The organism is Saccharopolyspora antimicrobica (genome assembly GCF_003635025.1).
GTDB lineage: Bacteria > Actinomycetota > Actinomycetes > Mycobacteriales > Pseudonocardiaceae > Saccharopolyspora > Saccharopolyspora antimicrobica.
In genome coordinates, this window is the sequence record NZ_RBXX01000002.1 from 1,487,052 (window position 1) to 1,506,686 (window position 19,635).

The window sequence follows — 19,635 nt, forward strand, 5'->3', positions numbered from 1 at the left end:
CCCGCCTCACCGAGTAAACCGATCACGGCAGCACCACACCACCGAGCAGCCGCAGCTGGTCGGCCAGCAGGTCCGCGTCGCCGACGACCACGCCGGTGAAGGAGGTCGGGGCCAACCGCTTGGCCGCCTCGGCCACCTGCTCGACAGTCACCTCGCGCAGCCGCTCCGGGTGCTCCACCAGCCATTCCTGCGTCAGCCCGGCCACCGCCAGCGCGACGAGCGTGGAAGCCATCCCGGACTGCGAGGCGGTGGAGGTGAGCAGGCCGCCGATGGCGTACTGGCGGGCGGACTCGACCTCGGACTGGGTCGGCGGCACCAGCGCCAGCCTCGCCAGCTCGTAGCGGGTCTCCAGCAGCGCGGCCGCGGTCACCTCGCTGGCCGTGTCGGCGTCCACCAGCAGCGTGCCGTTGCCCGGGGTGAACTCGAACGAGGAGTGCGCGCCGTAGGTGTAGCCCTTGTCCTCGCGGATGTTCTCCACCAACCGCGAGGAGAAGTACCCGCCGAAGGTCAGGTTCGCGATCTGCAGCGCCGGGTACTGCGGGTCGGTGCGGGGCAGCGCCTGCGCGGACAACCGCAGCTGCGACTGGACCGCGCCCGGCCGGTGCACCAGCTTCACGTCGCCGCCCCGCACGACGGGCAAGGACGGCAGCGCGCGGGCGCTGTGCTCGGACTGCCAGCCGCCCAGGATCCGCTCGACGGTCGCCACCGTCTGCTCCGGGTCGATGTCGCCGACGAGCACCAGCACCGAACCGCGCGGCAGGACCGACTCGGGGTGCAGGGCGCGGACCTCTTCCGCGGTGACGGCGGCGACGTCCTCGGCTTCCGGCACCTCGCGGACGAACGGGTGATCGCCGTAGCGGTGGCGCTGCAGCTCCTCCCGGGCGATCACCCGCGGCTGCGAACGCGCGACGGCGATCCGCTCGACCAGGCGGCCGCGCTCCCCGGTGATCTCCTCGTCCAGGTAGGCGGCCCCGGTCAGCGCGTCGGCGAGCACGTCGAGCAGCGTGTCGAGGCCGGTGGCCAGCGCGTTGCCGTAGACGCTGAGCCGCTCCGGGTCGACCACCGCGTTCAGGTCGCCGCCGACGGCGGCCAGGTCGGTGTCCATCTGCACGCGGCTGCGGCGTTCGGTGCCGGTCAGCAGCGTCTCGGCCAGCACCTCGGCGCGCGCCGCGTGCTTGGGGTTCTCACCGGCGAAGGGGATCCGCAGGCGCAGCTCGACCATCGGCACCACGCCGTGGCGGGCCGCGATCACGCGGAGCCCGTTGCTCAGCACGGTGTCCGCGGTGGCGGGGAGCCGGCCGGTGCGGGGTTCGCCGAGCGGCGGCAGCGGCCGCGGGCCCAGCTCGGTGCGGCCGATCTCCTCGGCGCTGCGGTGCGTTGCGCGGGTCATGCCGCACCTCCGTTCTCGTCACCAGCGGGTTCGATCTCCAGGACCGCGCGGGCATCGGAGCGCAGCGCCTTCGCCGCCGCGGCGACGTCCTCGGCGCTGACCTCGCCGATCCGCTTCGGCAGCTCGGAGATCAGCTCGGCCCGGCCGTGCAGCAGCTCGGCGCTGCCCAGGTCGAGCGTCCGGGAGATCACCCGGTCGTGTTCGCGGTAGAGGCTGGCGGCCCAGCGGGCGGTGACCCGGGAGAGCTCGTCGGCGCTCGGGCCGTCGGCGGCCAGCTTCTCCAGCTCCTCGTCGATCGCGCCGACCACCCGGTCGAGCCCGACCTCCGGGGTGTGGATCGCGGTGATGGTGAAGGTGTCCGGGTCGCGGGCGTCCAGCGGCGCGCCCATCAGACCGCAACCGGCGTGCACGTCGACGACCAGCGAGTCCCGGTGCAGCAGGCGCTGCTGCAGGCGGGAGGCGTCGCCGTCGCTCAGGATCGCGGCCAGCACCACGTCGGCCAGGTAGGCGTCCAGCTCACCGACCGGGTCGGGCAGCCGGTAGCCGAGGGCTACCGCCGGCAGCGGCGCGTGCGGGTCGACTTGCTTGCCGCGCAGCTCGCCGGCCGGGAACGGCTCGCCGAACGACGGCCGCGGTGCGACCTCGCGGGCCGGGACGTCGCCGAAGTGCTTGTGCACCAGCTCGGTGGTGCGCTCGACGTCGATGTCACCGGCCACGGTGAGCACCGCGTTGCCGGGCGCGTAGTAGGTGTCGAAGAAGGCGGCGCAGTCCTCGACCGTCGCCTGTTCCAGGTCGGTGAAGTCGCCGTAGCCGTTGTGCGCGTTGGCGAAGGTCGAGTACAGCACCGGGGGCAGCAGGATCCACGGGAACCCGCCGTAGGGCCGGTTGAGGACGTTGAGCCGGATCTCCTCCTTGACCACGTCCACCTGGTTGCGCAGGTTCTCCTCGGTGATCTTCGGCGCCCGCATCCGGTCCGCTTCGAGGAACAGCGCCCGCTCCAGCGCGGCCGAGGGCAGCACCTGGTAGTAGTCGGTGTAGTCCTGGTGCGTCGAACCGTTGAAGGTGCCACCGGAACCCTGCACGTGGCGGAAGTGCGCGAGCTTCTCCAGGCTCTCACTGCCCTGGAACATCAGGTGCTCGAAGAGGTGCGCGAAGCCGGTGCGCCCCTCCGGTTCGGAACGGAAGCCCACGTCGTAGTGCACGCTGACACCGACCACAGGAGCCTGCCCTGACGCTTGGCCCGCTGCCGAGTCCGGTGCCAGCACCACGCGCAGCCCGTTGGGCAACGTAACGCGATGCAGCTGGGGTTCGACCATGCCATGCAGCCTACGTGCGGCGCATATCGCGGCGCGTGCCCCCTTCGCCACGCTTCGGAATCACCCGTGCGCAGAGCGCTTCAGCGCACCTGCGCGATCATCCGATCGATCTCCGCCCCGATCGTGCGAGCATCGGCGGGGGTGAGCATGTAGATCTGCTCACCGGTGTTGCCGCGCACGTTGTGGTCCAGGTAACGACCATCGGGCTCGACGTTGTCGAACCACTTGACGATCGACGAGCGCTTCGTCCGGCCGTACTGATCGCGGAGGTTTGCCGCGATCTGCCCCAGCCGGACGTGCTGGGCCCGGCCGATCGCCTGGTACAGGTCGTACTCGCGATCGCCGCTGCTGCCCCGCTGCTGCGTCGCGGTCTGCATGTAGCTGCTCTGCTGGTCCTCGTCCGGCTGGTCCGGGCGGAACGAGCTGGCGGGCACCCGAGCCGGTCCGCGGTTGCCCGGCGGCGCGGGCGGAAGCGTCGGCAACAGCACCTGCGGCAGCGGAACGCCTTCGTGCACCTCGACGGTCAGCATCCCGCCGTGGGCAGGATCTTCGCTCGGGGTCTGCACCCCGAGCACAACCCGGTTCCCCTCCGTCACCGCCGCGACCGTTCGCCAGCAGTGGTCTTCCCCGATCTGGGGGAACCAGAGCGAGTCCACCCACAGGTACGGACGGGCGAGCAGCTTGAGGGCCTCGGCCAGATTCGGCTGGATCTCGTCGTTGACGAGGATCCCCGCAGCGGTCATGCGCTCGATCTCCGCCTGGGCGATCCGGCCGAGCTGCTCGGTGGTGCGCCCGAAGGAGCGGCTGTTCAGCGGGAGCGTCAGCGCGTCGATCTCCAGGTACTTGAGGACGACGTCGAGATGAACCGGCAGCAACTGCCAGCGACCCAACACGCTCACCGTTCTTGTTCCTCTCAATTAGTCGTGGTCCGGTGGTGGCTCGGTCGAGCCGCCACCGGACCACGTCCTGACGTGCTGTTACTCGCCCAGAACCGGGGGTGCGGTCTTCGGCATGTCGTTCATCCAGATGTCCTCCTGCTCCTCGAGCCAGGACGGACGCTCGTGCTCGTCGTCCTCGCCGCCCTGACCGCGTTGACCAGCAGCACCCATACCGCCGCCCATCATGCCGCGGCCGCCACCGGCGCCCCGGGCTCCGGCAGCACCGGCTCCAGTTCCCGCTCCGGCAGCGCCTCCAGCACCGAGTCCGCCAGCTCCGGCTCGGCCACCACCGGCCATCCCGGCCCCGGCCGCACCAGCACCGAGGCCACCGGCCATACCGCCGACCATGCCAGCGCCACCTGCTCCGGGACCGCCACCGCCGGGGAGACCGCCGCCGGGACCGCCACCACCGGGCAGACCGCCACCAGGGCCGCCGATTCCGGGAATCTTGGGCGGATCGGCCCATGCACTGCCTGTTCCGGACGGCGGGGTGTAGCCACCGGGGCCAACGCCACCCGGGTAGCCGCCACCTGGGTAGCCGCCACCAGGACCGCCACCACCCGGGTAACCACCGCCGGGACCACCGCCACCCGGCAAACCACCACCCGGATAACCGCCGCCGGGACCGCCACCACCGGGCAGACCGCCGCCAGGGCCGCCGCCACCGGGACCGCCACCGATCCCACCGCCGTCACCAGGACCACCACGACCCCAGTCAGTGGGGGGCTGCGGCGGTGGCGGCGGAGGGGTGACGACCTTGCCGTCGGGAGTCTGGAAGGCCGGCATCTGGGCGTCGACGTTGGTGAAGGTCGGGCTGTAGACGCGCCCCATGGTCTCCTGGGCGGCCTTCTCCGCCTCTTCGCGCTCCTTCATCTGCGCGAGCGCGTCACCACCACCGCCGAGCGGGCCGAGCGCGATCGTCGAGGCAGCCGTCCGTCCCCAGCTGTGCCCCTCCGGCTCCGGAACCGACGTCTTGACCTGACCCGCCGCAGAACCCACGGTCTTCAGGTTGTTACCGGTCATCTCGAAGGCGTTGCCACTGCCTTCCATCCAGTTCTTGACCGGTTCGCCGAGCGTCTTGGCCTGCTCGGCGGCCTCTCCCTGCCAACCGCCGCTGATGATCTCCTTCAGCTTGGAATCGAACTGCGGACCGCGTTCGCGGAGTGCCTTGCCCAGTTTCACCCAGGCTTCCGCGGTCTTGTCGACCTCGCCCTCGTTGATCGTGTCCTGGTTGGTCCGGTAGATGTCAGCATGGCTGAACCCGGACCAGTTCACGCACTGGGAAATTCCCGGCGGGTCGTACCCGACGACACCGTCCTGCAACGCCTGGTTGCGCTGCTGCAGCTCATTCCGCTCGTTCTGACCGTCCTGCGAAGCCTGCTGGGCGCGCTCCTTGGCCTCCTTCTGGGCCACGGTGTCGTACCCGAAGACACCCGCTCCGGCGTCGTGGATGGTGTTCCCGACGTCGCTGATCCGGTCTCCGACCCAATCCCCAAATCCCATGACTCCCCCTGGCTCCTATCACTCAGGAAGTCTCGGCTCGATCTGCCGCGCGACCTTCTCCGCCTCGCCGCACGGATCAGCGACCGAATCCCTCATCAAGCCCGTCACCGTCACGATGACCGTGCCGCCTCCAGCGTCGAGGAACGCTGAACAAATGCCTTGCCCCTCCGACCCCTTGGTCACACCGTTCGCCGCTTTCCTGCCGTCGATCTCGTACGGCGTCAGCGAGCCGAAATTGCCCTGCTTCGTGTAAGCGTCGAACGCGGTGTCGGGAACCTTGTAGAGCGTGACGTCCTTGACATCGCCTCGGAAGTTGCACCCCGGCTCAGTGTCAATCGTGCTGTCCGGCTCGCCCGGGCCTTGTACCCCGAAAGCGGACAGATCGCCTGCGGTGAAGAAGTTGCAGACGTCGAAATCAGCCAGACCCGAGCTCTGCGCTGCGGAGGTCTGCGGCTGCTCGCCACCTCCAGTCGACCCACCGGAACAGGCGGACAGCCCAACCAGTGCCAGACCTGCTGTCGCCACGATCAAGGAGCGGGAGTACAAGCTCACTACATACCTCGCTGAATGTCTTGGGCGTGCTGTTCGTCGATGGCACGGTAGTCCTTGGCCGCAGCACGGTAGGCATCCGCCATCTTCTGCAGCTCGTCCTGCATCTGTCGAATCAGGTCCACTGCCCCGGATTCCGAGGTCGTCGCCTTGTCGACGAAGCGTTGCGTCAGGTCGCGCCCGTCCGGGTATTCACCGAGCCCCGTAAGTCGCGTGATCTGGTCGCTTCTGCGGACGAGCTGCTGCAACTCGCGGATTTCGTCCTCGCAGTGCTTGGCTGCCTTCTCCGCAGCGTCAGGGTCCAGGGCGAGCATCCCTGACCCTACCTGCTGATTCACCCACTGCGTCTGCGCGGCGACGGCCTTGATCCCCTCAGCTGCCCCAGCAAAGCCTGCACTGTCTGCGTTTGTCATCCCAGACCCCTCTGGACTCTGCGATCTCCCCCACGAACCGTGGACACTCTAGCTTGACGCAGGCCGCACCGGAACGGTTCCCACCAGCCTCGATCCCGTCCGATATCACTCGTTCAGCCTCAGATCACAAAGCTGTCACACCTGCTGAAGGGTTGTAACGCTCTCGCCGCCCCAGACTCAGCGAGGCAGCCGCGAAGCGGTCGCGGCAGCGATCTTCTCCGCTTCGGCGCAGGCATCCACCGAGTCGGCGAGTCGCCCGGACACTCCGTAGATCACGACGCCTCCACCAGCGTCGACGAGCACGTTGCAGCCGCCGGTGGCGCCGCCGCTCGGGACGTTCGCCACAACACCCGAACGTCCGCCCACGGACTGCTTGTCGTACCGCTCCCAGTTGCCGTTCTTCTCGTACGAAGCCACGGTTTCCTCGACGTTCTTCTGGAGGACGAGCCCCATCTGCCCGCCCCGCCAACGGCATCCCGGTTCGAAGCTCACCGGCGTGAACTCCTCGGCCTGGGCCTCCAGCCCCCACGAGCTGAGCTCATCGGGCTTGAAGAACGTACAGGGGTCGAACTGCTCCAGCGCAGCACCGCCGACCCGCTCCGTCGGTTCCTCGGAGCCCGCTTTCCGGGTCGAATCGCCAGCCGTGCCGCTGCACGCGGACAGTCCGACGAGCGCAACACCAGCGGTCAAGACAACAACAGACCGGACCAGCCTCTGCACTGATTACCTCGTCTCAGATCAATCACCGCTCGGTTCGTCGGCGGCGGTTTCAGCTTTTCAGGGTTGTGTTGAGCTTTTCGGTTAGTTGGGGGAAGGTTCGGCGGAAGTTCTGGAGGTTCGCCGCTTGGGGGGCCGCGTACCAGTACAGGCCCGGGGTTCCGTCCGCTGCCGGGTCGAGTTCGGCGAATTCCGCCAGCCAGCGGTCGGTTTCGCCCAGGACCAGGGCGTACGGCAGGGAGCGGGAGAACACCGTTTCGCGGTCCGCTGCGGGCAGCGAGTTGGCCGAGACCTCGTGGAGGTAGCCGCGCAGGCCTCTGACCTGCATGACCAGCGCGCTGCCGCGGCGCGTTCGGGCGGGCATCAGGCGGGCGCTGGCCACCATCGCGACGCCGCCGAGCACCACTCCCAGGCCGAGCAGGGCGACGGAAGTCGTCAGCGCCAGGGCCGCGGTGAGCGCCGCACCACCGATCGCGACGCCGATTCCGCTCCACCAGAACAGGTTCCGGTCCGCGTCCGGGCGGCGGGCGAACCACTCCTTGTCCACGACGTCCGCGTACAGCGCGTCGCGCACCCCGGAGAGGTCCAGGCCGCGCAGCTGGGACAGGCGGACCTCCGCCGCCTCGCCGACCAGCAGGTCGTGCACCGCGCGCTCGAAGGGCCGCAGCGCGTCGTCCGCCGGGTTGATCCGGACGATCCGCCAGTCCTGGCCGGGCAGTTCCTCGATCCACAGGTAGTTGCGGACCGCCAGGTCGATCACGGTCGCCGTCACGTCCACCGGGTCGACCCGCTCGTCGACCACCGCACCGATCTGGCCGGGCAGGACGCCGTCCGGGGAGGCGAAGGTGACGCCGCCGCGCGAGTCGGTCATCAGCACCTCGACGCTGCCGACGTCCTCGCCGAACGCGCGGACGTCCCGGCCGCGGGCGTACCAGACGAGGCCGAGTCCGCCGATCAGGACCAGCCCGATGGCCGCCAGTCCCACACCGGTTCCGGGTGTCAGCGAGAACGCCTTCGCCAGGCTGAAGTACTCCTCGGTCACCGCCGTGGCCGGGACCGTGCCCGCGGGCAGCTGGAACGTGATGTCCATCCGGTCGCCGGGTGCGAGCCCGTAGGTCATCGCCCGCATCTCCTGCGTGTGGGAGATCTCGAACTGGTCGCAGCGGTGCTCGCTGCCCAGCGGGCCGGCCAGGCACATGATCGCCTGCGGGACCTTCGGCGACAGCAGCGAGACCTCGACGCGGCCCACCGGCACGTTCCACCCGCCGGACACCTGCCAGCGCACGTCCTGCAGGTCGCCCGCGTCCGCCACGGCGCCGCGCACCACGTATTTCAGCGTCGAAATGCCGGGGTGCAGGGTCATGCGCACTTCGTCGGCACCGACGTGCACCTCGCCGCCGGACACCGAAGCGTCGGAGACGGTGAAGACCCGGTCCTCGCCCGGGCCGCTGGACTGCCGCAGCGGCATGGTGCGCGACACCGGCTGACCAGGAGGAACGACGATCTGCTCGGTGACGGACACCAGTCCGTCGCGCTCCAGCTTGAGGTGCACCTCACTGGCCACCTCGCCGGGCAGCGCGTCGACCGGTCGTTCCTGCGCGGCGGCCGCGTTCGGCGCGCCCAGCAGCAGCGCGGTCAGCGCGATCAGCAGTCCCCGTTTGGTCAACACGGCCCGAACGATAGCGGCCCGAAGTTATTCTCTGGTCCGCAACGGGCGAGATCGATTCGAGGAAGTCTGGGGAGCGCACGGCCCGGTGGCGGACCGCTGAACTCCGCTCGATCGTCCACATTCGACACACCGCGAGGAAGACCGCATGACCCAGCCGCCTCGGCCGCCGCACGGCCCGCAGCCGCCACAGCAGCCGTGGCCGCCGCAGCAACCTCGCGGTGCTCACCCGCGCCCGCGCGGGGCGCAACCGCCACCGGTTCCCGGCCCGCAGCGCCCGCCGTTACCCCCGCCCGGAGTCCGGCCGGTTTCCGGGCCCCGGCCGATGGGGCCGCCCCCACCGATGCCGCCGCGCGGCGCGGCTCCGCACGGCCCACCACCACCGATGCCGCCCATGCGGCCGCCGAAGCGCAAGGGGAACGGCGGCGTGATCATCGCGCTGGTGCTGGTCGGCGTGACGCTGTGCGGCATCACCCTGGTCGGCGCGATGGCCTCCGCGATCACCTCCGATCGCGCCTCGGACTACGACAGCAGCCCCACCAGCGGGACGAGCTCGTCCAGCACCCGCACCACGACCTCGCGCACCAGCAGCTCCTCGACGACTTCGAGCACCACCTCGGAGACCAGCGGCTACGACTATTCGACGCAGGTCCAGCCGGTGGCGCGGCTCGGTGATCACCCGATCAACATCCAGAACAACGGCGCGGTGAACACCCCGTGCGACCTGCCCACCTTCCGCACCGACGTCGAGTCGCAGGACCGCTTCTACCAGGCCGCGCTGCCGTGCCTGGTGGAGGCGTGGCGGCCGCTGCTGGAGGAGGCCGACCTGCCGGTCCGCACCCCGAAGGTGGTCACCAGCGGCAGCGACTTCGAAACCCCTTGCGGCACGCGGAAGTGGAACCAGACCGCGATGTACTGCCCCGGCAGCCACACGATCTACATGACCGCGCGGTACTACGCCGAGAAGGAGCAGCTCGTCGAACCGGGCGCGTACCTGGGCCAGTTCGCGCACGAGTTCGGCCACGCGGTGCAGGGCATGTCCGGCATCAGCACGGCATTCGGCGACGCTGCCTACGACGCGGGCGGCCGGGACACCCCGAGCGGTCTGGAGCTGACCCGGCGCTCGGAGCTGCAGGCGACCTGCTTCGGCGGGATGACCCTGGCCGCGCTGCAGAACGGCGGGGTCAGCAACGACTACATCTTCCCGGCCCTGTACGACTCCCGGGGCCGCGGCGACGAGCACTCCAACGTCCGCGATCACGGCACCACCAAGAACAACAACGCGTGGGTCGACCAGGGCTTCTACAAGAACGAGATCACCCAGTGCAACACCTGGCTGGCCGCCGCCTCCGACGTCAGCTGAGTCCGAGTCAGCGCCTGCCGAGCATCAGTGCGTAGCCGCCGCCGGCGACGCCGGCCAGGGTGAGCAGGATCCAGTTGGCGCGTTCGGCGAGCTCGTCGAGCTGCGAGTCGTTCGCGGTGGCCGGGCGGACCACGAGTTCCCCGGTCGCCTCGCCCGGAACCAGCACCGGCAGCTGCTGGCCGCGGCTGTGCCCGCACCCGTCGAACCGCGCGCGGCGGAGTTCGCCGCCGATCTCGACCTCGACCAGGTCGCCCGCCGCCGCGCCGCCGCACGGGCGCGACTCGACGACGGTCGCCGTCGCCGGGCGCAGCTGCGCGCGTCCCCGATCGGCCGCCGCCACCAGCGGCCACACGGCCGCACCGGCCAGGACGATGCCGAGCAGGCCGAGCACGAGCAGGATCGGCGCGACCGACGCCGAACCTCGTTGCCTACCCACGACACCGATAGTGCCAGGATCCCGCCGGTTCACCACGAGCAGTCGCGGGATCACCGACCGTGCGGCCGGATCACGGCTCGGCCGGGGTCACCTTCTTCACGTAGAGCAGGCGGTCGCCGGATTCGATGGCGTCGGCTTCGGGTGCGTCCACCCGGTACAGGTGTCCTTCGCGGACCACGCCGAGCACTATGTCCGACAGGTGCCGCGGCGAGCCGCCGATCTCCTGCTCCTCGACCTCCCGCTCGGCGATCGCCAGCCCGGCATCCGGGGTGAGCAGGTCCTCGAACATCTCCACCACGGACGGCGTGGAGGTCGCCATGCCGAGCAGGCGCCCGGAGGTCTCGCTGGAGACCACCACGGAGTCCGCACCGGACTGCCGCAGCAGGTGGACGTTCTCCGCCTCCCGCACCGCCGCGACGATCTGCGCCTTCGGCGCCAGCTCGCGCGCGGTCAGGGTGACCAGCACCGCGGTGTCGTCGCGGGCCGGAGCCACCACGATGGCCCGCGCTCGCGTCGCACCCGCGACCCTCAGCACGTCCGAGCGGGTGCCGGAACCGTTGACCGTGACCAGCCCCTGCGCGGAAGCCGCCTCCAGCGCGGTGTGGTTGGTGTCGACCACCACGATGCGGCCGGGCTCGGCGCCTTCGCCGAGCAGTGCGGTGACCGCCGACCGGCCCTTGGTTCCGTATCCGACGACGACCACGTGGTCGCGCACCTTGGACCTCCAGCGTTGGATCTTGAACGCCTGTCGCGAGCGCTCGGTGAGCACTTCCAGTGTGGTACCGACCAGGACGATCAGGAAGAGCACCCGCAGCGGGGTGATGACCAGCACGTTCACCAGCCGGGCCGAATCGCTGACCGGGGTGATGTCGCCGTAGCCGGTGGTGGACAGCGTCACCGTCGCGTAGTAGATGGCGTCGAGCAGGCTGAGACCGTCGCCCGCGTTGCCGTCCTGGTAGCCGTCGCGGTCGAAGTAGACCAGCAGCACCGTGGCCGCCAGCGCGAGGCTGGCGCCGATGATGCGCCGGGTGATCGAGCGGACCGGGCTGATCACGGTGCCGGGCATCCGGATCACGCCGACCAGCGCGTGGTCCGGTTGGCTGGTCAGCTCGTCCTTGTTGCCCCGCCTGCCGATGAACGGCTGCGCCAGCGACTTGGGCCCTCGCCGCATCATGAACCGTGCCCCCCGACTCCCCGACAACTCACGGCGCAGAACAGTAACCCCGAGCGCGAGCCGGCCGGGGTCCGGCACCCCGGGAGCGGGATCGAGAACTTCTCCTGCCGAGCGGAAGACCTGTCCCCGAATCGGGGGGTCGGCGTTCTACGATGCAGAAGTGCAGCAGCTTCAGCACGCGGCCCGCGCCCTGGGGTGGGACGGCCAGCTGATCCCGGACGTGGAGGTCCTCGGCGCGAAGTTCGCCGCCGTGGTGCGCATCCGCCAGGACGTCCACCAGTGGCGCAGTCGCCACGGTTGGGCGCCCGAGCTCAACCCCGCCTGGTTCCGGTCCTGGTCCGAACCCAGCACGCACGACCACGTGCCGGTGCCCGCAGTGGACCTGCTCGGCGCCCTGGTCCCGGTGGCCCACCCGCGATTCGCGCTGCGCGCGTGCGGAACGCTGCTGACGCTGGCGCCGTGCGCGGTGGTCCTCCCGTCGAACCAGCCGTACCGCCCGCTGCGCATGCTCGAACTCGACTACTACGGCGTGGGCGTGGTCAACGCCGCACCCGAGAGCCCGGCCGAGCTGGTGCTCGCCCCGGAGGACCGCACGGCCGAGTTCGGCTCGTCCCTCTTCGGCCGCTGGCTCCTGGAGGTCCTCTACTCCCGGCTCCTCGAACTCCCCCAGCTCACCGAGAACGCCTCACCCCGACCCGATCTACACCCGTGACGGCAGTGCCGAACCTCCGCGATTTCGGTTGAAATTGGATTCGCCCCACCGCAGGCTCCGTCCACAACGCGACAAATCCAATTTCAATTGAAATCGCTACACCACCCGAGGCGACCACCCACCGCTTTGAACCCGAACCCAGCCCCGTACCCCACGGCTAGCCGGGTCCCCCGCTATCACCACCGGCCCCGGGGCGGCGCCCCGAACCTCAGGCCAACGCGTATTCGTGCCAGTTGAGGCCCTCGGCGCTCCAGCGCATGCCGTGGCCCTCCTTCAGCATTCGCAGCGCCTGCATGGTGTGCGGCCAGCGGCGGATCACGTTGGCCAGGGCGACCGGCGTCATCAGGTCCGCGGTGCGGCGGTGCTCGCCCGGGCCGAGGAGCGCGACTCCGCCGGGCGTGGAGACGATGTCGGTGAGCGCGGTCTGACCGGACAGCGCGGCCTGCTCGACGCTCAGGATGGTGTGCGGCTGGAGTTCTTCGGGCCAGCTGTGGCGGTCGATGTCCGCGGCCACCGGCTGGTCGCAGGAACCGCACTCGCACGCGGACTCGCCCGCCCAACCGTGCTGCTTCCACGACCACACCGCCGCGGCGCCGATGCCCAGGTCGGACAGCGCGGCGACGTGCGGCCAGGCCCCGACGACGGCGCTGAGCAGCGTCCTCTTCGACGGGCGCGGGGACTGGCCGGGGCCGTCGAAGGACCAGGTGCCCGCCTTGTCGCGGTGCACCCGCACCAGCGGGGCGCGCATCGCGAGCACGTCGGCGTCCACGTGCACTTCGGATTCCGGTGGGGCGCTGAGCTTCCAGTGCGTGTTCATCGCGGGCATACTGTTCCGCCGCGCCGCGCCATCTCAAGCTCCGCCACCCGAACGTGTTACGACGGCTGGATCACTCCGCAGCGGGCACCGCGGTGATGAGCTCGCGGATGCCGTCGGCGTCGAGCAGGTCCGCCGGGCGCAGGGTGTGGTCGTGGCGGACGTAGTGGAACGCCGCGCGCACCTTCTCCAGCGGGGTGCGGGACAGTTCCGCCCACGCCAGCCGGTAGGCCGCCAGCTGCACCGACAGCGCGGGCACCTGGTCGCCGCCCGGGACCGCGCCGGTCTTCCAGTCCACCACCGTCCAGCCGCCGTCGGGATCGCGGAACACCGCGTCCATCCGGCCACGCAGGACGACTCCCTCCACTTGGGTCTCGAACGGCACCTCGACGCGGTGCGGGGTGCGATCGGCCCACGCCCCGGCCAGGAAAGCCTCCTGCAGCTCGGCCAGATCCTCCTGCATCGGCGCGGAATCGTCGGCCGCGCCGGGCAGTTCGTCGTACTCCAGCAGCGCCGAGGAGGTGAACCGGTGCTCCAGCCAGGCGTGGAACGCGGTGCCGCGCCGGGTCATCGGGTTCGGCGGGAACGGCAGCGGGCGGCGCAGCCGCCGGGCCAGACCGTCGGTGTCCCCGGCGAGTTCGACAAGCTGGCTCACCGACAGGTGGTCCGGCAGCCGGACCTGCTCGCGGCGCTGCGCCGCCGCCGCGCGCTCGGCCAGCAGCACGTCCACGTCGCGGGCCCAGCCGTCCTCGTCTTCCTCGTCCGGCTCGATGGAGTCCACATCGGACAGAGCTGCGCGCACCATCTCCGCGCCCTCGGTGACCGCCGCGCGGCGCGGGCCCAGCGGATCGACCGGCCACTCCGCGGTGCGCACCGCCTCGGCCAGCGGGTTCGAATCGTCCTCGGCGGGTTCCGGGGCCAGGCGGTCGAGCACGCCCACTCCGGAATCATTCAGCACCGCCGCCAGTTCCTGGAGGAACACCGACGGCCCCTTCGGCCGGTCGCCGTTCTCCCCCCACCAGTGCCCGGAGAGCAGCAACGTCCGCTCCGAGCGCGTAACGGCGACGTAGAGCAGCCGGCGTTCCTCGGCGATCCGCCGCTCCTCGAACTCCTCGTCGTGGAGGCCGAGGGCTTCGGTGATCTCCTTGCGGTCCATTCCGGACAGCCGCCCGAGGTCCAGCTGGGGCAGGTCCTGGGCATCGCCGCGCAGCTCGGCGGGCAGCGCCGTGACCGACCGCAGCCAGGACGACGACTTGCGCTTGCCCGGGAAGACCTCGTTGACCAGGTGCGGGACGGCCACCACCTGCCACTCCAGGCCCTTGGCGGCGTGCACCGTCAGGACCTGGACGCGGTCTTCGGCGACCTCGACCTCACCCGGCTCCAGGCCGTCCTCGGCGCGCTCGGCGGCGGACAGGTAGTCCAGCAGGGCTGGCAGGGTGGCCGAGGGGCTGGTCAGCGCGAAGCTGGTGACCACGTCAGCGAAGGCGTCCAGGTGGATCCGGCCCGGGCCCACCGCTCGCGCGATGCTCTCGATGTCCAGCAGCAGGGTCCGCTCGACGTCGGCGACCAGTTCCGGGAGCGGCTGGTCGAGGCGTCGCCGAAGGTTCGCGAGTTCACCGCCGAGCCGCCGGATCCGCTGGTAGCCGGCTGCGGAGTAGCGGGCGGCGTTGCCGGGATCGTCGAGCGCGTCGACCAGCCCGGCCTGCTCGGCGTTCTCGCCCGGCAGCGCCGCGGTGACCACTGCGGACGGGTCGTCGGAAGCCGGTTCGGTGAACGCCTGCGCGCCGAGTTCGCGCGCCCGCTCCCACAGCGCGGCGATGTCGGCGGCGCCGATGCGCCAGCGCGAGCCGGTGAGCAGCCGCATCGCCGCCGTTCCGGCGAGCGGGTCGACCAGCACGCGCAGGGCGCTGACCAGATCGCGCACTTCGGCCTCGTCGAGGAGCCCGCCGAGACCGACGACCTCCACGGGCAATCCGCGCTCGCGCAGCACGGCTGCGATGTCCGCCATGTCCGCGCGGCGGCGCACGAGCACCGCGGTGGTCGGCGGCTGGTTCCCGTCGTCCACCGCGGCGTGCCAGCGCGCGGCGATCTGGTCGGCGAGCCAGTCGAGCTCCTCGCGGATGTCGCCGGCCAGGGCCAGCCGGATGTCGCCGGGCGCCGCGCCTTCCCTGGCGCGCAGCTCGTCCACTTCGAGGCCGGTGCTGCGCAGCGGTTCGGACACCGCGTTGGCGAGCTTCAGGACCTCCTCGGGATTCCGGAAGCTGGTCAGCAGCCCGTACCGGCGCGCGGGAAGCTTCCGCCCGTCCTCGGCGCGCGGGAAGTCGGTGGTGAAGCGCGGCAGGTTCGCCGCGCTCGCGCCGCGCCAGCCGTAGATGGCCTGCGCCGGGTCGCCCACCGAGGTGACCGGCAGCGGGTCGCCCTGGCCGAACAGCGATCGCAGCAGCACCCGCTGCGCGTGCCCGGTGTCCTGGTACTCGTCGAGCAGCACCGCGCCGTACCGGGCCCGTTCGCCCTCTACGACCTCGGGGTGTTCGGCGGCCAGCAGCGCGGCGAGCGACATCTGGTCGGCGAAGTCCATCGCGCCTTCCCGCCGCTTGCTCTGCGCGTACTCCTCGACCAGCGGCAGCAGCGCGATCCGCAGCTGCTGCGCGGCGACGACCTTCACCAGCTCCTGCGGCAGGTTCGCGCGCTGCCCCTTCGCCCGCGGCGCGTTCTCGATGATCTCGCTGAGCCTCTCGGCGTGGTCGCGCAGATCGCCCGGGCGCACCAGGTGCTCGGCGAGTTCCCCGGCCAGCGACAGCACGTAGCCGGTCACCGTGGCAGGCACCTTGTCGGTGTCGAGGTCTTCGGTCCAGGTCGCGACCACGCGGTGCGCGAGCTGCCACGACGCCGTCTCCGACAGCAGCCGCGCCCCCGGCTCGACCGGCACCCGCAGCCCGTGCTCGCCGACGATCCGCCCGGCGTAGGCGTGGTAGGTCAGCACCGTCGGGTCCTCGGTGAGCACCGCGGAGCGCAGCTGCCCGCTCGGGTCGACCTCGTCCAGCAGCCCCGATCCGGCGAGCCTGCGCAGCCGCGCGCGCACCCGGTCGGCGAGCTGGCGCGCGGCTTTCCGCGTGAAGGTCAGGCCGAGCACGCGCTCCGGCGTGACCAGCTGGTTGGCCACCAGCCAGACCACGCGAGCGGCCATGGTCTCGGTCTTGCCCGCACCCGCACCCGCGACGACCAGCGCCGGCTCGGCGGGTGCGGCGATGACCGCGGCCTGCTCCGGGGTCGGCGGGTGCAGTCCCAGCGCCTGGGCGATCCGGTGCGGACTGACCAGCGGCCGTGCCTCACTCACTGGGAGACCTGTCTTCCCGCCGGGTGGACCGGGCAGGAGGTCCGCGCCGGGCAGCGGGAGCAGTCGGAGTTCTCGGTGGCCACGTAGGCCGGTCCGAGGCTGTCGGCCGCCGCCGTGTGCACCACGTCGAGCCACACCTTGATGCGGTCCTCGTCCAGCGCCTGCTGGGTCCGCTCGGTGGCCGCGCCCTTGCGGTCGGACTTCGCCACGTACAGCAGCCGCGCTCCGCCCGGACCGTCGTGCTCGCCGAACGCGCCCAGCGCGGCCGCGAGCTGGTAGACCGCGAGCTGCGGGTGCTCCTCGGCATCGCCCTTGCTGACCGGGTTCTTCCCGGTCTTGACGTCGACCACGACGGGACGCCCTTCGGCGTCGGCCTCCAGGCGGTCGACCCGGCCGCGCAGCCGCAGCCACGGACCGCCCTCGCGCGCCGGGACGGTGACGTCGAGGTCCTTCTCCACGCCGATCTGGGTGAGCTCGGCGCGCGACTGCACCAGCCAGTTCACGAAGGCGTCGAGCATGCGCTCCACGCGCTTGCGCTCCTTGCGGGAGAACCACGGCGCACCGGCGTCCACCGATTCCCAAGCGTCGTCGAGCGCCTTGTGCAGCTGCGTCGTGTCCGCGCCGTCGGCGGCGGCCTGCACGAGCGCGTGCACCAGGGTTCCGGTGATCGAGGCGAGTTCGGCGGTGTCCTGACCGCCGTGCCGCTCCACCAGCCAGCGCAGCGGGCAGGTGGCCAGGATGTCCACTGTGGATGGTGAGACGCGAACCGGCTCGTCGCCGGTCACCAGCGGTTGGTCCGTCGAGCTCTCCGGCAGCCCGTACCAGCTGTCGGGATTGGCCCCCGGCACGTTCGCCGCGGCCAGCCGCGCCAGCTGCTTCGCCGCCCGCTCGCGCCGTCGCGGCTCGGACGCCGAATCGCACACCACCCGGCGCAGCTCGCCGACCAGGTCGGCCAGCGCCAGACCGCGCTCCGGCCGCGCGATCGGCCGCTCCACCACGTCGGGATCGCTGTCCACGCCCTCCAGCTCGTCGAGGAACCGCGACGGCTGGTCGTCCTCACCGCGCACCGCGCTGACCAGCAGGTTCCGCCGCGCCCGGCTGGCGGCGACCCGCAGCAGCCTGCGCTCTTCGGCCAGCAGCGGCGCGGTGGCCGACACCCGCTCGGAGTCCATCCCGGACAGCACGTCCACCAGGCGCTCCACGCCGAGCAGCGATCCGCGCAACCGGAGGTCCGGCCAAATCCCCTCCTGCACACCGGGAATCGCCACGACTTCCCACTCCTGGCCGCTGGCGGCGTGCGCGGTGAGCACCCGGACCGCGTTGTCGCGAGGCGCGGTCGGCGCGAGCGAGCTGCCCGCGATCTGCTGGCTGGTCAGGTAATCGGCGAAACCGGCGGCATCGGCGCCGGGCAGGCGGTCGACGTACTGGGCGGCCGCGTCGAAGAGCGACACGATGGCGTCGAGGTCGCGGTCGGCCTGAGCACCGGCGGTGCCGTGCCGTTCGGTCTGCGCCACCCAGCGCTTCTCCAGACCGCTGGCCTTCCAGACCCGCCACAGCGTTTCTTCCACGCTGTGCCCGGCGGCGACCGAGTCGGATGCCTTGCGCAGCAGGCCCGCGAGGCGGCGGGCGGGTTCGGCGGCGGAGTCCTCCAGCGCGGCGAGGCGGTCGTCGTCCTGCAGCACCTCCACCAGCAGCTCACCGCTGCCACGAGCGCCGCCCGCGGCGAGCTCCAGGCGGCGGAGACCTCGGCGCAGTCGGCGCAGCGCCAGCGGGTCGGCGCCGCCGAGCGGCGAACCCAGTAGTTCAGCGGCAGCGTCCGGGTCGAGCGCCTGTGGACGCGCGGCGCAGCGCAAGAGCGTCAACAGCGGACGGACCGCGTTGCGCTGCGCCAGCGGGATGTCGTCGACGGGCAGCGCGATCGGCACGCCTGCGGCGAGCAGGGCGCGGCGCAGCACCGGCAGGGAGAGCCCGGTCGAGCGCACCACGACCGCCATCTCCGACCAGGGGATCTCATCGAGCAGGTGCGCGCGGCGCAGCTGGTCGGCGACCCAGGACGCCTCCTGCGCCTCGGTGGCCAGCAGTCGTACCTGCACCGATCCGTCGCGGCCGTCTTCGGGCTCGACCAGCTGGCGCTGCGGGCCCGCACCCGGCAGCCGCTCCGCCAGCCGCTGCACGGCCTCGCGGACCGCTTTGGACATCCGGTGGTCGACCGTCAGCACCTCGGTGCTGTTGCCGTCCGGATCGGAGTCCAGCAGGCAGCGCGGGTCGGCACCGCGGAACGAGTACACCGCCTGGTCCGGGTCACCGGCCAGCACGAACTCGGTCGCGGTGTCGCCGAGCCGCCTGATCAGCCAGTACTGCTGCGGGTCCAGGTGCTGCGCGTCGTCGACGAAGACGTAGCGCACCCGGTCCTGCTCGGCGGCGAGCAGCTTCGGGTCGGTGTCGAAGGCCAGCAGCGCCGAACCGACCAGCTCGGCGGCGTCCAGCGCGGGAGCCTGCGAACCACCGGCACCGCGCAGCAGCGTGACCTGCTCGTACTGCCGCGCGAACTTGCCCGCGGCGATCCACTCGGGACGGCCGTGCTGGCGGCCGAGCGCTGCCAGCCGCTCCGGGCCGACGCCACGCTCAGCGGCCCGCAGGAGCAGGTCGCGCAGTTCCTCGGCGAAGCCGGGAACGGTCAGCGCCGGGCGCAGCGGCTCCGGCCAGTCACCGGCGCCCACCTCCACGTCACCGGCCAGCAGATCGCGCACCAGCGCGTCCTGGTCCGGACCGTTGAGCAGCTGCGGCGGCGGTAGCTGCTCGCGCACCGCTTGCAGCCGCAGCACCGCGAAGGCGTAGGAGTGGACGGTCCGCACCAGCGGTTCGGGCGCGGTGCGCACCTCGGACGACGAGCCGGTGAGCAGCCGGGTGATCTCGGTGCGCATCCAGGCCGCGGCGCGGCGGCTCGCGGTCAGGACCAGGACGTTCTCCGGCGACACCTCGCGGTTGCGGATCCGGTCGGCGGCCAGCTCGGCGATGAGGGTGCTCTTGCCGGTTCCCGGGCCGCCGAGCACGCGCAGGAAGCCGAAGGAGTGCGCCAGCGCCCGCTGCCCGGCTTCGTCCCACGTGACGCGCTGCCGAGCGGGTTCGGCGCGGCGCACGAGCACGGGCGCGGTCGGGGAAGGCACCCGTCGATGGAACCACGCGTCAACGACAAGGTCGCGAAGGGCTCGCGGTTCGCCGTTTCGATCTCGCTCGCAGGTGGGAGCCCTGCCGCGCCGGTTCGCGCGTCCCCCGTTCCGGGGTCCCGGGGCCGGGGTTGAACCGC

General features: G+C 71.4%; 15 protein-coding genes. 2 read left to right on the forward strand and 13 right to left on the reverse strand.

Annotation, left to right across the window (positions count from 1 at the left end):
- Positions 1-22 precede the first annotated feature (22 nt).
- The 8 genes from ATL45_RS07480 to ATL45_RS07520 form a co-directional block, all read right to left on the reverse strand.
- Entirely contained in the window at positions 23-1,390 is a 1,368-nt protein-coding gene (locus tag ATL45_RS07480; protein WP_093153183.1) for a M16 family metallopeptidase, read from the reverse strand.
- Entirely contained in the window at positions 1,387-2,706 is a 1,320-nt protein-coding gene (locus tag ATL45_RS07485) for a M16 family metallopeptidase (protein WP_093153181.1), read from the reverse strand. The genes ATL45_RS07480 and ATL45_RS07485 overlap by 4 nt, the downstream gene beginning before the upstream one ends.
- An 80-nt stretch (positions 2,707-2,786) precedes the next feature.
- On the reverse strand, positions 2,787-3,605 hold the full coding sequence (locus ATL45_RS07490) for an ESX secretion-associated protein EspG (RefSeq protein WP_093153178.1): 819 nt from the start codon (positions 3,603-3,605) through the stop codon (positions 2,787-2,789).
- A gap of 78 nt (positions 3,606-3,683) precedes the next feature.
- The gene (locus tag ATL45_RS38775; protein WP_093153176.1) at positions 3,684-5,147 is read right to left on the reverse strand and encodes a PPE domain-containing protein; all 1,464 of its coding nucleotides are present in this window, start codon (positions 5,145-5,147) and stop codon (positions 3,684-3,686) included.
- Between the two features lie 18 nt (positions 5,148-5,165).
- Positions 5,166-5,672: a DUF3558 family protein gene (locus ATL45_RS07505; protein WP_246025800.1), complete on the reverse strand. Its 507-nt coding sequence runs from the start codon at positions 5,670-5,672 to the stop codon at positions 5,166-5,168.
- A gap of 26 nt (positions 5,673-5,698) precedes the next feature.
- Complete coding sequence (locus ATL45_RS07510) at positions 5,699-6,109, reverse strand: hypothetical protein (RefSeq protein WP_093153173.1); 411 nt, start codon at positions 6,107-6,109, stop codon at positions 5,699-5,701.
- Positions 6,110-6,286: 177 nt separating this feature from the next.
- Positions 6,287-6,799, reverse strand: a complete 513-nt coding sequence (locus ATL45_RS07515; protein WP_093153171.1) for a DUF3558 family protein — start codon at positions 6,797-6,799, stop codon at positions 6,287-6,289.
- 79 nt (positions 6,800-6,878) lie between these two features.
- Positions 6,879-8,495 carry a DUF2207 domain-containing protein gene (locus tag ATL45_RS07520; RefSeq protein WP_093153168.1) on the reverse strand — a complete coding sequence of 539 codons (1,617 nt, stop codon included), beginning with the start codon at positions 8,493-8,495 and terminating at the stop codon, positions 6,879-6,881.
- A gap of 145 nt (positions 8,496-8,640) precedes the next feature.
- On the opposite strand from ATL45_RS07520, the gene ATL45_RS07525 reads away from it, so the two are divergent.
- Positions 8,641-9,855, forward strand: coding sequence for a neutral zinc metallopeptidase (locus tag ATL45_RS07525; protein ID WP_246025209.1), 1,215 nt, complete (start codon positions 8,641-8,643; stop codon positions 9,853-9,855).
- Between the two features lie 7 nt (positions 9,856-9,862).
- Here ATL45_RS07525 and ATL45_RS07530 read toward each other — a convergent pair whose 3' ends face one another.
- Both ATL45_RS07530 and ATL45_RS07535 read right to left on the reverse strand, forming a co-directional pair.
- Entirely contained in the window at positions 9,863-10,291 is a 429-nt protein-coding gene (locus ATL45_RS07530; RefSeq protein ID WP_093153513.1) for a hypothetical protein, read from the reverse strand.
- 70 nt (positions 10,292-10,361) lie between these two features.
- Positions 10,362-11,357 (reverse strand): potassium channel family protein, encoded by a 996-nt coding sequence (locus ATL45_RS07535; protein ID WP_246025801.1) that lies wholly within the window; start codon positions 11,355-11,357, stop codon positions 10,362-10,364.
- 268 nt (positions 11,358-11,625) lie between these two features.
- Here ATL45_RS07535 and ATL45_RS07540 point away from each other — a divergent pair, with 268 nt between their 5' ends.
- The gene (locus ATL45_RS07540; RefSeq protein ID WP_093153161.1) at positions 11,626-12,177 is read left to right on the forward strand and encodes a hypothetical protein; all 552 of its coding nucleotides are present in this window, start codon (positions 11,626-11,628) and stop codon (positions 12,175-12,177) included.
- A gap of 208 nt (positions 12,178-12,385) precedes the next feature.
- Here the strand turns inward: ATL45_RS07540 and ATL45_RS07545 are convergent, their stop codons facing one another.
- From ATL45_RS07545 to ATL45_RS07555, 3 genes are all read right to left on the reverse strand, one after another.
- On the reverse strand, positions 12,386-12,994 hold the full coding sequence (locus tag ATL45_RS07545; protein ID WP_170210194.1) for a hypothetical protein: 609 nt from the start codon (positions 12,992-12,994) through the stop codon (positions 12,386-12,388).
- A 70-nt stretch (positions 12,995-13,064) separates the two neighbouring features.
- Entirely contained in the window at positions 13,065-16,328 is a 3,264-nt protein-coding gene (locus tag ATL45_RS07550) for an ATP-dependent helicase (RefSeq protein WP_246025210.1), read from the reverse strand.
- Complete coding sequence (locus ATL45_RS07555; RefSeq protein ID WP_093153156.1) at positions 16,325-19,495, reverse strand: ATP-dependent helicase; 3,171 nt, start codon at positions 19,493-19,495, stop codon at positions 16,325-16,327. The genes ATL45_RS07550 and ATL45_RS07555 overlap by 4 nt, the downstream gene beginning before the upstream one ends.
- Positions 19,496-19,635 lie beyond the last annotated feature (140 nt).

What these genes read in the sequence shown, in the direction of transcription:
- ATL45_RS07485 (WP_093153181.1), bottom strand. Translation starts at nt 2,706, where the DNA reads ATGGTCGAACCCCAGCTGCATCGCGTTACGTTGCCCAACGGGCTGCGC.
- ATL45_RS07525 (WP_246025209.1), top strand. Translation starts at nt 8,641, where the DNA reads ATGACCCAGCCGCCTCGGCCGCCGCACGGCCCGCAGCCGCCACAGCAG.
- ATL45_RS07510 (WP_093153173.1), bottom strand. Translation starts at nt 6,109, where the DNA reads ATGACAAACGCAGACAGTGCAGGCTTTGCTGGGGCAGCTGAGGGGATC.
- ATL45_RS07535 (WP_246025801.1), bottom strand. Translation starts at nt 11,357, where the DNA reads ATGCCCGGCACCGTGATCAGCCCGGTCCGCTCGATCACCCGGCGCATC.
- ATL45_RS07480 (WP_093153183.1), bottom strand. Translation starts at nt 1,390, where the DNA reads ATGACCCGCGCAACGCACCGCAGCGCCGAGGAGATCGGCCGCACCGAG.
- ATL45_RS38775 (WP_093153176.1), bottom strand. Translation starts at nt 5,147, where the DNA reads ATGGGATTTGGGGATTGGGTCGGAGACCGGATCAGCGACGTCGGGAAC.
- ATL45_RS07545 (WP_170210194.1), bottom strand. Translation starts at nt 12,994, where the DNA reads ATGAACACGCACTGGAAGCTCAGCGCCCCACCGGAATCCGAAGTGCAC.